The organism is Bacillus sp. FSL K6-0268 (assembly GCF_038005425.1).
Classification (GTDB): domain Bacteria; phylum Bacillota; class Bacilli; order Bacillales; family Bacillaceae_G; genus Bacillus_A; species Bacillus_A thuringiensis_S.
Genome location: NZ_JBBOTF010000001.1, coordinates 4502499 through 4515532, shown reverse-complemented (window position 1 = coordinate 4515532; position 13034 = coordinate 4502499). Strand labels below are relative to the sequence as shown.

Here is a 13034-nt window from a genome sequence, read left to right as displayed (position 1 = left end):
ATATGGAAAAACGCAGCCTTTCATGTAAGACTGCGCTTAAGCTTTACGCTTCCGATATGCATCTATACTATCCGTTACACTTTGCAATAAAGAATTTACATACTGCGGGTCAGATAATTTTTTATCTTCTTCAAGATTTGACATAAACCCAAGTTCTAATAGTACACCAGGTACTTTGGACCAATTAAATCCAGAAAGATCATCCCTGAATTTAATTCCATTTACTTTCACTTGCTGGTTCTCCCTCATTTTATTTACAATCATTTGAGAGATTTGAAGGCTTTCCGCATAAATCTCTTTCGTATGCGGACTGTCTTCTGCTGGCGTCAATACAGCAAATCCACTTTGGTTTGGATTTTCAGAACCATCTGCATGAAGACGTAAAAATAAATTTGCCTTATGATTGTTTGCGAATGTCGCCCGTTCTTTATTACTTATATCAACGTCTTGTGACGTTCTCGTCATTAATACTTGCATTCCCTTCGCTTCTAACTTTTCTTTTAATACGAAAGCCATTTCTAATACAAGTACGGCCTCTCTTTTTTTCGTCACAACACCAGTTGTACCATCTGTGACTTTATATTTTTGTGTTGTTGCCCCTGGCCCAATCGGCTCTAAATTTAAATTCGCTTTTTGTTGATGCCCTGGATCAATAACGACGAGAAACTTCTCTTGTTTTTCATTACTCTCTACTTTTTGTTCATTATTTTGCATTGGTTGCTCAGTTGGCAGCACCGGTGTAGTTTCCTCTATCTTTTCTTCAGTCGGCACTTCCTCCTGCTTATGCTCCACTTGCTCATTCGTTTTAATTGCTTGCGATTCTTCGTTCTTTTCTTGTTCTTGCTGCTTTTCTACCGGTGCGTCTTCTTTGGTATCTTTTCTTTTCTCTTGTATAGAAGATGTAGTTTCTTTTTTCGGCTGCTCTTGTGAACAACCAGCCATATATATTCCAATGAATGCAATCATGCTCATTATTTTTATATACTTCATACTTCTCTCCCATCACTTTGCACCGGATTCAAAGTTTTTCTTATAATTGCCCTATAATCTCATCCATATTTCCAATATAAACAGGATGCCACGTTTCTGTACCACGCTCTGCAGTATAAACCGGATAAGCGTTATCATCTATATTTACGAAAACTGGATCACCCATATCCGTTTCATATCCAATTGCAATCCATCCTTCTTGCCACTTTCCGTTTTCTTCACTTATTAATGAATTTTTATGTTTATCATATCGGTAACCGATTTGTCCTTTTTCTAATTCACTTTCACTAAACACATATATTTCATAAGTACCTAGCTCAACATCTTGCTGTTTTGAAGTTTCAATTCGTTTTAGAAGTTCTGCGATTTTTGGTTGTTGTTTCATACGTCTATCCCCTTCTATTTTTCTAAATTTTAACTAGTTTGTTTATAAAATACAATATAGATTTTAAGAAAAAAGGTGACATTCTTATCATATTTACGATTTTTTGAGTATATCTATCACAACTCTCAATATATCAACGATTCAACAAGAAATTTCGACTTACCGATAAAGAATGACAAAAAGAAAAGAGAGGCTGTCCAAAAGGACAACCTCTCTTTTCTTATATCAATTAAAATTTAAACTCTTGTCCAACTTCAAAGCTATCTTCTAATACAAGAATACCTTTTTCTTGTGGAGCGTCTGGAAGCTCTAATTCACGTGCAGAGCAGATCATTCCAGAAGAAGGAACACCGCGAAGTTCAGCCGGTTTAATTAACATACCGCTTGGCATTACAGCGCCGATTTTCGCAACGACAACTTTTTGTCCTGCATCAACGTTTGGTGCACCACATACGATTTGTAATGTTTCTGTACCGATTTCTACTTTACAGATGTTTAGCTTATCAGCATTTGGATGTTTCTCTTTTTCAGCTACATAGCCTACAACAAATTTCGGAGAAAGATCTGCTTCTACTGTTTCTTCAAAGCCATTCTTCGCTAAAACTTCGTTGATTTTCTCTACAAGCTCTTTCGTTAATGTAAGGTTTCCTGTTTCTGTTACTTCTAAATAAGAAGATGCATTAAAGATGTTGAATCCTGCTGTTATATTGCTTTCACGATCGTATACGCGTGCAACATCTCCTTTGCGATCAAAAGTACGGTTCTCTAAAGTAATATCTTGTAAGGCAACAATTAAAGTGTCACCAATTCCTTCAAGGTTGTAAAAAACGTTCACTTCGTTCATCCTTTCTCTTTTCCATCTGTCTTCTTCCGATTTTTCGCTAAAATAAAGATTGGTTCAAATTCTCCATCTTCATATACGAATGAAAGTGATGTAATCGGAACATGCCCTTCGGCAAAAAATTTCATTGTCATTTGTGCAATAATATCATAACCGATTTCGTTGACGATATCAGCAATAATTAATACATCTTGGTGAGGAACAGCAACAACCATGTCACCAGAAATCTTTTCACGCATCGATTGTAGTAACGATTCGTTTAAAATACGAGTCGCGTCATACCCATCATTTGTGTTTAAAAAGTAGAATGTATTACCCGCTACTGTGTCTTGTTTAAATTCATAACCTAATGAGCGTGCGTTGAATAATGCCATTTCACGCACTTGCTGTTCTGTAAGTTCTAATTTTTGTAACAGACGTTCATCAATTAGTCGATACGTTTTATTCGAATCTAACGCATAGTAAATACGTGTTTCCGCCGTATGATCCGTCATAATAAACGGATTTCCTTCTTCTGCTTGTTTCGGGAAAGAAGTAGAACGAATAACAGGTAAAATTTTTGCTCCGCTATTTTCTTCTTTATGCATCGCAATTAGCGCTTCTTGTACGTAATAAGCAACTTCTTCAATTGCCTTTTCTTTGTTCACTTCCCATTTTGCTACAACTCCTGGAAGTGATACGTTAATACCTTTTTTCGAGTCTTTCTGTTCTATACGTAGAACCTCTTTCTCGCTATCATACTGAAAGTCCCACTCTGGACGAGATAATTTCTTCATTAACTCGTCTTTCATCTTTTTACTTGTCATCTTCATCTCTTTTTCCTCCCTTCCAAAAAAATAACCTCCCCCGCGAAGGTAGAGGTTGTTTTACAATTCAATTGGCAAATTGCCTTATTTTAAACCTTCAATGAACTCTTCGATTTGTTCTTGTGTTTTACGATCTTTGTTTACATAGCGACCAGTTTCTTCACCTTTATTGTACGCTACAAAGCTCGGAATGCCAAATACGTCTAATTTTACACATAGATCAATAAACTCATCACGATCTACATAGTAAAATGAGAAATCACTATATTTCTCTTCTACTTCTGGCATAAATGGGTCTACAAAACGGCAGTCTGGGCACCATTCTGCTGAGAACATAAAGACTACATTCTCTTCATTTTTTAATTGTTGGAATTGCTCCATGCTTTCTAATGACTTCATCTATATTTCCTCCTCTAACGAGTGCATTTTTCATGTTATAATCTTTCTTTTATACTACCATACATCGCGCATGGTGCAAGGTTTATGCTTGCTTTTTGTCATACTTATATTGCCCAACAAGTAACTTAACAACGTGTACAAATAATTCCGTGCGGTCGACATAATCATCTGTAAAAATACCAATCGCTCCTTCGTGACTACGAATATCTTTTCTATGTACAAACTCTTCCATCACTTCGCTTAATTCTTTACCATCTTCAAGAGGTGCTAAAAAATCGTCTGGTAACGTAATACGCGCTCCTCCGGCCACAAATACTTTCCCATCACTTGTTGCTAGCGCGCCCCAGTTACACATAAATAAACCGTGCTCCGTTTTCATCACACCGCCTTCTAGCCCAATACCAATTGGAGCTTCTCCTTCCTCTAGCGCTCGCTTCGCTCTATTAATCGCTCCTTGCATCGTCTCTTCATCTGAAAACGGCTGATTTGCTACTCCTGAAGGAACAGAGAGAGATGTAATTGTAGCATCTTTCCAAACCTTCTCCACAGCACCAACTTTCGTTTTATTCTTCGATCCAACTACTACTTTCATTTCGTTCACCTCTATAAAAATTCATCATTCTATTCTAATATCCGCATCAGATACGAATTAAGTATCAACCACTACCACATATCACCAAGTCATCTATTCAGCCTAAAAAAGAAGGTTTTTTCTAGCAACATTACCGTCTTCGAAAACAAAAACAGCCTTCCTCTCACTTCCTACTTGGAGTCTTCATACATCATTCGAACACCAATTAAGCACTGACCGCTCCCAATCATCGCTGGGTCATCTATTCAACCTAAAAAAAGAAGGGTTTTTCGCCCTTCTTCTCTACGCGTTATTCTTAATTGTCTCTAACGTCGTTTTATCTGTTGTTCTTACAAGCTTCGTAATTAATTCTTTCGCCGCTGCATAATCATCAACATGTAAAATTGAAGCATGTGTATGAATGTAGCGTGCACAAACACCAATTACTGCTGATGGGATACCAGAGTTACTTGTATGTACACGGCCCGCATCTGTACCACCTTGTGAAATAAAGTATTGGTACGGAATATTGTTTGTTTCTGCTGTATCTAAAATGAATTCGCGCATTCCTCTATGTGTTACCATCGTGCGATCGTAAATACGAAGAAGAGCACCTTTTCCTAATTGACCGAACTGCGTTTTGTCACCAGATGCATCGTTTGCTGGACTTGCATCAAGCGCATAGAAAATGTCTGGTTGAATCATATTTGCAGCTGTTTGCGCTCCGCGAAGGCCTACTTCTTCTTGTACAGTAGCACCAGAATATAATGTATTTGGTAATGTTTCATCTTTTAATTCTTTTAACAATTCGATTGCAAGACCACATCCGTAACGATTGTCCCAAGCTTTCGCCATAATTTTCTTCTCATTTGCCATCGGTGTGAATGGGCAAATCGGCACGATTTGTTGTCCTGGTTTTACACCAATTTCAATCGCATCTTCATAACTATCTGCACCTATATCAATTAACATATTTTTTATATCCATCGGTTTTGCACGTTGCGCGTCACTTAATAAATGAGGAGGAATAGAACCAACAACCCCAATAACAGGACCATTCTTCGTCATAACTTGTACACGCTGTGCTAATAAAACTTGGCTCCACCAGCCGCCTAACGTTTGAAAACGAAGCATTCCGTTTTTCGTAATTTGCGTAACCATGAAACCTACTTCATCCATATGACCTGCTACAAGAACACGCGGGCCAGTTTCGTCCCCTTTTTTCAGACCAAATACGCTACCTAAACCGTCTTGTACAATTTCATCCGCATATTTGCTTAATTCTTGTTTCATAAAACGGCGTACATCATGTTCAAAACCTGATGCCCCCTGTAATTCTGTTAACGTACGAAATAATTGTAATGTCTCTTTATTCACGAAGTCCCCTTCTTTCAAACCTTAGTAGAATACCTCTTTTATTGTAACGAAATTTTCGAAATGTTTCTAGTTTCTTCTTTTTTAACTGTATTTGCTTTATAATTATTATTGGTACACTATTTTTATTTTATAGAATTGAGGTGAATATATGAGTTGGAAAGGTTTAGTAGCAGGTCTTGGCGTTGGGTTCGCAGCTGGTTATCTCGTTGCAAACAAAGTACAAGAACAATCCCATATTTCTTCAGAAAAAGCATTGAAAATGGTGAAACAAGCATTAAGTCATAAAGGTGAAATTACTGGCTCTTGGGTACATATGGTTCCAGAGACATTTGAAAAATATGATGTCGCATATGAAGTTTATCGCGGCGGTCTTACAACAATGTTAGATGATATACAAGAACGATTTGAATTTTTAGTTGATGCTAAAACAGGTACTGTTTTAGAAGTTATAGCAGCATAAAAAGGAGGGTTCCCATTAGGTGAACCTCTTATTTTTTTGAAATTGTGGGTATTGATTAAAATTATATCAGCGATTTTCCGAATATATCGACTTACCGACAAAATCCGATAATAAAAAAGAAGCTGCTCCAACAAATATGATGGAACAATCTCCTCTTTTTAAGCTTCTATACTCGTTTTCCGTTCTATTTTTTCTACAATATGTCCTTCCTCATTCCACTTCACAGCACGATAATATGCGTCATGATAAAACGTAAACCACGCCTCTTTTTCAGCACCATACTTCATCCACTTTTGCTTATTTTCAATCGAAGTCATCGGATAATCATCGTATGCCATTACCCATAATACATTTTGATGCGCGTGTGTCGGCAATAGGTCTGCTAAATGTAGCATCGTTTCTCCTTGACTCTCCAAAGCGATAACTGCATGTCCATCGCTATGACCACCGGTATGCGTCATCTTGATTTCATCTGTAATTTCTATTTCTTGCTGGAACGTAACAACTTGATCTACAATTGGCTCCCAATTTTCCTTCCAATATGTATTACGTGATCTAATGTTTGGATTCCTCATTTCATTCCACTCTGTTTCACTTACGTAAACTTTCGCATTTGGAAATGCCGGTACAAGGTGATCATCTTCCCATTTTGTTAGACCAGATGCATGATCAAAATGAAGGTGTGTCATTAAAACATATTGAATATCTTCAGGCTTTAATCCCTGTTTTTCTAACGATTCATAAACCGATGATTCTTCTGTTACACCTTGATTTCGTTTCATCTTCTCATTCAACTTACCGTTTCCTATTCCTGAATCAATGAGCATATTTCCATCTTTCGTTTGTAAAAGTAACGGATCTGTTCGTAAGTAAATATGATTTGTGTCATTATGTTTATATTTACGTGACCAAAGTACTTTCGGCACAACACCAAACATTGCGCCTCCATCTAAATGTGTATTTCCGCCTTTTAACCACGTTACTTTTATATCTCCAATTTGTAACTGTTCCATTACACATCCCCCTCGTATATTAATATTTAAGCCCTATCTCAGGCTTAGTTTTTCTCTCTAATAAGAGTCCAGTAATAAAGAAAATACTTGGACGTCTCAAGATATTTCTAGATAATGGTCTTAGGATCATTTGGGACAATTCTGTATTCCCCTGTGGATTTACCACACGAAAAGAGTGTTTCTCAGTGAACGCGCGGGGCTCCCTACTCGCAGGCTGAGCAGCCTGATCCTCGAACCTAGATGTTAGTAGCTCTAGGGCGGCTTTCGATTCAGGACTAGCTCTTATACACGAGGTTGTTGGTCGGCGTACACACTAGAGATATCTCGAGACGTCCAAGCAATGATTCTAAATCGAAAGGAGGTCTCTTACGTGAGATTATTTGTTGGTCTAGATGTAAGTTCGTTTGATATGAAAGTTTGCTTTTTAAATGGTGAAGGAGAAAAGCTAGATTCTTTTTCAGTCAGTAATGACTTACCAGGTGCACAGGTACTTAAAGAACGATTATTACAGTGCACAACCAATCAAGAGGTTGAAACTTTAAAAATCGGCTTAGAATCTACATCTGTTTACAGTTTTCACCCATCCATGTTTCTCCATCATGACGAAGACTTAAAAAGATTTGGCACAAAGGTATTTCTTCTAAATCCAAAACAAGTCGCAAACTTCAAGAAAAGTTATTCAGACATGAATAAGACTGACGAAATTGATGCCTTTGTCATCGCTGATTATTTACGATTTGGGCGAAATCAAATGTCCATCGTGAAAGAAAGTCAATACGTGGCATTACAGCAATTAACAAGAGCTCGTTATCAACTCGTTAGAATGTTGACAAAGGAGAAACAACATTTTCTACAACACCTAAGTTATAAATGTAATACGTTCTCACAAGAAGTCGATTCTTCTATATTTGGTAACGCCATGATGGAATTGTTCCTTGAAAAATTCAGTCTAGAAGAGCTAGCTGACATGCCTTTAGAGGAACTCGCTGAGTTCCTACAGGAAAAGAGTAAAAATCGATTTGGTGACCCGAAATGTGTCGCATCAACCATTCAAAAGGCTGTTCGCACGTCGTACCGTTTAGATAAGGTGGTAGAAGACTCAATCGATATTCTTTTAGGAACATCAATCGAAATCATTCGTACCTATCAAAGACAAATTAAAGAACTAGAAAAATCTATTAAGCGGATCATGGCTGGATTAACGCAAACATTAGAATCCATTCCTGGAATCGGGCCTATATATGCCGCTGGTATTATCGCTGAAATTGGCCAAATCGAAAGATTTGACGATGAAACCAAAATCGCAAAATATGCCGGGTTATATTGGCGTACATACCAGTCTGGCCGGTTCACCGCTGAAAATACTTCATTATCTCGTAATGGGAATCATTACTTGCGGTATTACTTAGTTGAAGCCGCCAACTCTGTAAGAAAGCATGTATTGGAATACCAAGAATATTACGCAAAAAAGTATAATGAAGTACCAAAACATCAACACAAACGTGCACTCGTTCTAACCGCAAGAAAATTTGTGCGATTGGTGGATGCGCTACTACGTAATCACCAACTCTTTACGCCTGAAAGGTGTGTGAAAGTGTGACATAAAACTTGTCATCGCTACCTTTCAATCAATTCCAGTATTTTACATGCGGTGCTGGTCTAGTTTCGTGATGTCTTTTTTAAGCAATTTGTCCTTTGATAACTTCAAAATATATTATTTTTCAGTTGACATACTACCGCAGGTCTTTTAATTAATCTTAACATAAAATTCTGATTATTTTAGGCATAAAAAAACCTATGCATTACTGCATAGGCTCTGTACGATATTTTGCTTCAACTCGGTAAATACGATGACCCTTACTAGAGAATTTCTCTTCGTATTCAGTCATGATGTTACCTTCAAAGTCGCTGTTATGAAGATCTAAGCTTAAGTACGTTAGTAACATACCATACTCAGCCATACTCATAAGAGAATATTCAAATAAACCTTGGTTATCTGTTTTAAAATGAATTTCTCCGCCTTCTACTAACACTTCTTCATAATTACGTAAAAACGTTTTATACGTTAAACGACGCTTCGTATGACGCTTCTTTGGCCATGGATCTGAGAAGTTTAAATAAACGCGATCAATCTCACCTTTTGCAAAGAAAACTGTTAAATCTTCAGCATCTTTATTAATTAACTTTAAGTTCGGCACTTCTTCTTCAATTAATTTATCAAGTGCATCTACAACAACACTTGTGAATTTTTCAATTCCAATATAATTAATATGTGGATTCGCTTTTGCCATATCATACATAAAGCGGCCACGACCTGTACCTACTTCAATATGAATTGGTTGTTCATTTCCAAATACTTCTTTCCAGTTACCAGCGCGCTCCTCTGGGTTTCCGATTACGATATGTGAATACTCGTTAATTCGATCCATTGCATATGGTTTATGTCTTAAACGCATAGATGTCTCCCTCTCTTTACAAAACTATTTTAAAGGAATAATTCCTTCTTTCTTTTTTTAATTAATCTACCAAACAAAAAACCAAGTACGTACGAGCACTCGGTCCGTTTCTTTCAAGTATAAGATGTACCATTTTGATAAAAACTACATACAGCATTAAACATTCCATGACGAAACAGCTTTTTCTCTTACATTTGAAGAGAAAAACAATCGAAAGGATGATCCGTTCATGCCAATTAATCAACAACATCAATTAGAAGTGCTGAAAGATATTTTAGTCAACCACCAAAGTGATTGCTGCGGGACAGTTTCAGAATGCGAGCAATTAGAGCGCCTCATTCAATCGTTACTCGCAAACGATAATATAAGTAGTGACGCTAAAACAATGCTAAACGATGTATATTCTTATAGTCAATCGGGTAAATCTTCCTCTAATTTGGACAACCATATTTCCAATAATCAAGAACAACTTACTCAGTGGATTGCTGGAATGGACAATTTTTCTTAAGTATTATTCTGAAGCAAGTAGTTGCTGTAAATATTGATGCCAATATTCAGCTTCTGCTTGCTGTTTTTTTGTTGTATGCCATTGAATAGACAAAATCGTTTGTGCTATCACATACCATCTCATACGCCTAAGCAGCGATTCATCCATTTCAATATCATAAAAACCGAGCCACTCACTCCACTCCTGGCGCGGAATGTACCAATATAATAACATACCAAGGTCTAGAGCCGGGTCAGCAATTACAGCTCCATCCCAATCAATTAAAAACAACTCATCTTCATCCGACAATATCCAATTGTTATGGTTTACATCACAATGGCATACAACAAATTCATTGTATTCAATAGCTTTTAATGAACCCATTAAATATTGAAGGCCTTGCTGAATTGTTGCATCATCCCTTATATCTCCTCTTAAAACGAGTTGCAGTTGTTGTAATAACTCTTGTGCGTGAAGCGGCTGCTTCCCAAGTCTTTGAATCATCTGTACAAGCGCTTTAGAGGAGTGTATTTTCTTCAAAAGTTTCGCAACACGTTCTAGTTTCATATCCTCTGGCTCTAGCTTCTGTCCCGGAAGCCATTTTTGAGCAGAAATTACATCACCATTCGTTACCCTTCTTGTCCAAAGTAATTTTGGAACAATTCCTTCTGCTGACAATACCGCTAAAAAGGGCGATGTATTCCGCTTTAAAAATAACTTCTGTTGTCCGTTTTGCGCAATATATGCATCGCCCGTTACTCCACCAGCCGGTACAAGACTCCACTCTTTTCCTAATAATTGTTCCAACCATTCCATATTCATTACCCGTTAACAAATCCTTATCTTTTATAGTTATGAAAAGAAAAACCGCAACATTTCTACACATGTTGTGGATTCATATATTTTACTGTAAATGAAAAGAAAAATTAGCCTAGGCCAAAAATCCTCTATTTTATTTTACAAAACCTGTCATAGAATGACAACTTATCAAAATCGTCACCTTTGTCAATTCTACATTTATTACATTCTCATCGTCAAGTAGCGATTTGTCACATTATCGTCAATATATACGTGCTAATTGGAGCGAGCCTAAGTTCCTTTCCTCTAAATGAAGAAATTGGATCTATTTTCGCTTCGTTTTCGTTTACTAACACATGCCACGTTTCTTCTTTCGGAAGTTGCACCGTTTTAGCTTCTAAACCGCTATTAAATAAAACGACAATCTCTTTCCACGGTCCAAACGATTTTACATTTTGCAGGTGGTATGCAAGTACTTCTGTAGATGTTTGTAAAAAAGTCATATGTTTTTTTATAAGGTCTGCGTTTTGTAATCGGAATGCCCCATGCTCTTTACGAATCGCAATTAAACCTTTTATATAGTTAACAGTCTCTATCTCTTTCTCTTTTTGATCCCAATCTAATTGATTGATCTCATCATTTGCATTATAACTATTTTCATTTCCTTTCTTCGTACGATAAAACTCTTGTCCTGCATGTAAGAAAGGAATGCCTTGTGAAAGAATAACCATTGCGCTCGCTAGCAGGTGACGTTTTTTCAAAATCGCTTCTGATTCTTCATTACTGCGCACTAGTTTATCCCACATCGTCATATTATCATGACATTCTACATAATTAATGCTTTGCGCCGGCTCTAGAAACAGCCCTGTTTCTTTCATACTTAAAAGACTTCCTGCTGCAATATACTGCAAATGATTACAGTCTACAGACCCACCAAATGCAAAACCACGCTTGTTTATATGAAATGTACTCCCTTTTATCCCATCACGAAATTGATCATTAAACTGCGCAATATGCGGCATGTTCTTCGCATTATTTAACGTTGCTTTTTCTTTGGCAGGAAGTGGTGTTTGTAAATCCCATCCTTCTCCTAATAATAAAGCATCTCGTTTTATGTTTCGTACTTCTTTTTCTATCACATTCATTGTATCAACATCTAAAATTCCCATTAAGTCGAATCGGAATCCATCGACATTGTATTCAGTAAGCCAATATAAAATAGACTCTACAATGAATTTCCTCATCATTTTCCGTTCAGACGCTATATCATTTCCGACTCCCGTCCCATTAGAAGGCATACCATCTTCACCATGACGAAAATAATAGCCTGGAACAAGCTTTTCAAATGATGATAGCTCTCTTTCATAAACATGATTATATACAACATCTATGATCACCCTAATACCTTGTTCATGAAATGTTTCAATTAGTTGTTTGCACTCAACTATCCTGTTATACGGATCAGAGGGATTTGTAGCATAAAATCCTGTTGGTGCATTGTAATATAATGGATTATACCCCCAATTATAGGCGGACGAAGGATTCGCCTCATCTACACCACCGAAACAATATAAAGGTAATAGTTCAACATGTGTAACACCTAAATCTTTTATATGAGACAACCCTGTTAACGTCCCGTTCCGTCCCGTTGTTCCCTCTTCCATCAATCCTTTATATGTTCCCTTTTGACTCACTCCACTATTTTGATGTATAGTCGCATCACGAATATGCAGTTCATACAATATGGCATCTGTCATTGATTGTAATGGTGGTAATCCCTCTCGTCTTGTTACACTCGTTTTTTCTAAATCGATAACAACACCGTGTTTGCCGTTTACCGTCACCGACTTTGCATAAGGATCCACAGCTTCGTTCCATATTAAATTAATACAAACAAGAAATGTATAGCATGCTCCGTCTAAATCCCCTTGTAATGTTTGAATCCAAACTCCGTTTTCTTCTCTGTACATTTCATGATCGGTATATTCTTTATCACTCTTATAAATTCTTACTTTCGCAAGCCTTGCGGTTGGAGCCCATACTTTAAATGTCGTTTCTTCTTTTTGATACACAGCACCTAAATCTGTACCTTCGTAATAATACTTTTCATCGAAAATTGTTGTTCGAATAACAGCACCTATTTGTAAATCCGTTTCTTCATTCCGTTCATCTCGTACTGTATAATACTTCCCCACATCTAGCGGCTCTTCTATAAAGCACTCATACTTCGTTGCATCTGGAAGTGCAATAGTATGAGCAATCGGTAAATCTTTCACATTACTTCCTTCTTGCAAACGAAATGTCCGACTTGTTCCATACGCATGTGGGAGCAAAATTGTAATTTTATTCATTTCATCTAAATAGGCATCAAATGGACGTTTTACTTTCAACATAAAAAAATCACCATCATTCTCAAAGTTAAAATAAAGTGAAACTTTAATGAGCGAGAAA

Annotated in this window: 14 protein-coding genes; 3 read left to right on the top strand and 11 right to left on the bottom strand. The window is 37.0% G+C overall.

Annotated elements, in window-relative coordinates; translation table 11 throughout:
- Window positions 1–36 precede the first annotated feature (36 nt).
- From MHI28_RS23530 to MHI28_RS23500, 7 genes are all read right to left on the bottom strand, one after another.
- Window positions 37–990: an N-acetylmuramoyl-L-alanine amidase gene (locus tag MHI28_RS23530; protein WP_000874053.1), complete on the bottom strand. Its 954-nt coding sequence runs from the start codon at window positions 988–990 to the stop codon at window positions 37–39.
- A gap of 40 nt (window positions 991–1030) precedes the next feature.
- Window positions 1031–1375, bottom strand: coding sequence for a hypothetical protein (locus tag MHI28_RS23525; protein ID WP_000813351.1), 345 nt, complete (start codon window positions 1373–1375; stop codon window positions 1031–1033).
- 229 nt (window positions 1376–1604) lie between these two features.
- The gene (ytpR, locus tag MHI28_RS23520) at window positions 1605–2219 is read right to left on the bottom strand and encodes a YtpR family tRNA-binding protein (protein WP_001006765.1); all 615 of its coding nucleotides are present in this window, start codon (window positions 2217–2219) and stop codon (window positions 1605–1607) included.
- Window positions 2216–3028: a DUF1444 domain-containing protein gene (locus MHI28_RS23515; RefSeq protein ID WP_000784606.1), complete on the bottom strand. Its 813-nt coding sequence runs from the start codon at window positions 3026–3028 to the stop codon at window positions 2216–2218. The genes ytpR and MHI28_RS23515 overlap by 4 nt, the downstream gene beginning before the upstream one ends.
- Window positions 3029–3106: 78 nt before the next feature.
- Window positions 3107–3421: a thioredoxin family protein gene (locus MHI28_RS23510; protein ID WP_000838193.1), complete on the bottom strand. Its 315-nt coding sequence runs from the start codon at window positions 3419–3421 to the stop codon at window positions 3107–3109.
- Between the two features lie 82 nt (window positions 3422–3503).
- A complete protein-coding gene (locus tag MHI28_RS23505) occupies window positions 3504–4013 on the bottom strand; it encodes a DUF84 family protein (protein ID WP_000869954.1) in 510 nt (169 codons plus the stop codon).
- A 282-nt stretch (window positions 4014–4295) separates the two neighbouring features.
- Window positions 4296–5369: a M42 family metallopeptidase gene (locus MHI28_RS23500; RefSeq protein WP_001031517.1), complete on the bottom strand. Its 1074-nt coding sequence runs from the start codon at window positions 5367–5369 to the stop codon at window positions 4296–4298.
- Between the two features lie 148 nt (window positions 5370–5517).
- Between MHI28_RS23500 and MHI28_RS23495 the strand changes: the two genes are divergently transcribed.
- A complete protein-coding gene (locus MHI28_RS23495; protein ID WP_000118541.1) occupies window positions 5518–5829 on the top strand; it encodes a PepSY domain-containing protein in 312 nt (103 codons plus the stop codon).
- A 158-nt stretch (window positions 5830–5987) separates the two neighbouring features.
- Here MHI28_RS23495 and MHI28_RS23490 read toward each other — a convergent pair whose 3' ends face one another.
- The gene (locus MHI28_RS23490) at window positions 5988–6842 is read right to left on the bottom strand and encodes a YtnP family quorum-quenching lactonase (protein ID WP_000436873.1); all 855 of its coding nucleotides are present in this window, start codon (window positions 6840–6842) and stop codon (window positions 5988–5990) included.
- Between the two features lie 370 nt (window positions 6843–7212).
- On the opposite strand from MHI28_RS23490, the gene MHI28_RS23485 reads away from it, so the two are divergent.
- The gene (locus tag MHI28_RS23485; protein ID WP_100909797.1) at window positions 7213–8442 is read left to right on the top strand and encodes an IS110 family transposase; all 1230 of its coding nucleotides are present in this window, start codon (window positions 7213–7215) and stop codon (window positions 8440–8442) included.
- A gap of 202 nt (window positions 8443–8644) precedes the next feature.
- Here MHI28_RS23485 and trmB read toward each other — a convergent pair whose 3' ends face one another.
- Window positions 8645–9298, bottom strand: coding sequence for a tRNA (guanosine(46)-N7)-methyltransferase TrmB (trmB, locus tag MHI28_RS23480; RefSeq protein ID WP_001239383.1), 654 nt, complete (start codon window positions 9296–9298; stop codon window positions 8645–8647).
- Window positions 9299–9527: 229 nt separating this feature from the next.
- On the opposite strand from trmB, the gene MHI28_RS23475 reads away from it, so the two are divergent.
- A complete protein-coding gene (locus tag MHI28_RS23475; protein WP_001122235.1) occupies window positions 9528–9806 on the top strand; it encodes a YtzH-like family protein in 279 nt (92 codons plus the stop codon).
- A 3-nt stretch (window positions 9807–9809) separates the two neighbouring features.
- Here MHI28_RS23475 and MHI28_RS23470 read toward each other — a convergent pair whose 3' ends face one another.
- Both MHI28_RS23470 and pulA read right to left on the bottom strand, forming a co-directional pair.
- Complete coding sequence (locus tag MHI28_RS23470) at window positions 9810–10607, bottom strand: phosphotransferase family protein (RefSeq protein ID WP_002162466.1); 798 nt, start codon at window positions 10605–10607, stop codon at window positions 9810–9812.
- Window positions 10608–10834: 227 nt separating this feature from the next.
- Window positions 10835–12976, bottom strand: a complete 2142-nt coding sequence (gene pulA, locus MHI28_RS23465) for a type I pullulanase (protein ID WP_000921762.1) — start codon at window positions 12974–12976, stop codon at window positions 10835–10837.
- Window positions 12977–13034 lie beyond the last annotated feature (58 nt).

Coding starts and splice junctions, on each gene's coding strand:
- MHI28_RS23530 (WP_000874053.1), bottom strand. CDS start 990: ATGAAGTATATAAAAATAATGAGCATGATTGCATTCATTGGAATATAT.
- MHI28_RS23525 (WP_000813351.1), bottom strand. CDS start 1,375: ATGAAACAACAACCAAAAATCGCAGAACTTCTAAAACGAATTGAAACT.
- ytpR (WP_001006765.1), bottom strand. CDS start 2,219: ATGAACGAAGTGAACGTTTTTTACAACCTTGAAGGAATTGGTGACACT.
- MHI28_RS23515 (WP_000784606.1), bottom strand. CDS start 3,028: ATGAAGATGACAAGTAAAAAGATGAAAGACGAGTTAATGAAGAAATTA.
- MHI28_RS23510 (WP_000838193.1), bottom strand. CDS start 3,421: ATGAAGTCATTAGAAAGCATGGAGCAATTCCAACAATTAAAAAATGAA.
- MHI28_RS23505 (WP_000869954.1), bottom strand. CDS start 4,013: ATGAAAGTAGTAGTTGGATCGAAGAATAAAACGAAAGTTGGTGCTGTG.
- MHI28_RS23495 (WP_000118541.1), top strand. CDS start 5,518: ATGAGTTGGAAAGGTTTAGTAGCAGGTCTTGGCGTTGGGTTCGCAGCT.
- MHI28_RS23490 (WP_000436873.1), bottom strand. CDS start 6,842: ATGGAACAGTTACAAATTGGAGATATAAAAGTAACGTGGTTAAAAGGC.
- trmB (WP_001239383.1), bottom strand. CDS start 9,298: ATGCGTTTAAGACATAAACCATATGCAATGGATCGAATTAACGAGTAT.
- MHI28_RS23475 (WP_001122235.1), top strand. CDS start 9,528: ATGCCAATTAATCAACAACATCAATTAGAAGTGCTGAAAGATATTTTA.
- MHI28_RS23470 (WP_002162466.1), bottom strand. CDS start 10,607: ATGAATATGGAATGGTTGGAACAATTATTAGGAAAAGAGTGGAGTCTT.
- pulA (WP_000921762.1), bottom strand. CDS start 12,976: ATGTTGAAAGTAAAACGTCCATTTGATGCCTATTTAGATGAAATGAAT.